We start from the raw sequence: 245 nt of genomic DNA, 5'->3' as shown, positions 1-245 counted from the left end.
GGCTAAACCAATGAAGCATATTCTCGATTGCTAACTTAGTCTCTCCATACGTAATCGTAGGATTTTTAATCGTTTCCTCAGTAATAAGTTATACATCTACCTCACCATACGTTGCCGCAGGAGAAGAGAAAATAAACGTATCTACCTTAAACTCCTCCATTACCTCTAATAAGCATAGTGCACCATACCCATTGTTATGATATTATTGAAGAGGCGTCTCCATACTATCTGCAAGTAAAGAATCC

Annotated in this window: 1 pseudogene; it reads right to left on the bottom strand. The window is 38.0% G+C overall.

Annotation, left to right across the window (positions count from 1 at the left end):
• Nucleotides 1-245: pseudogene (locus JDS82_RS29345) on the bottom strand (GDP-mannose 4,6-dehydratase); the annotation flags it as partial.

The sequence above is a fragment of the Bacillus cereus group sp. N14 genome, from assembly GCF_016483555.1.
GTDB lineage: Bacteria > Bacillota > Bacilli > Bacillales > Bacillaceae_G > Bacillus_A > Bacillus_A wiedmannii.
Note: the sequence above shows the minus strand (reverse complement) of the source record. Positions and strands in the feature narration are given on the sequence as shown.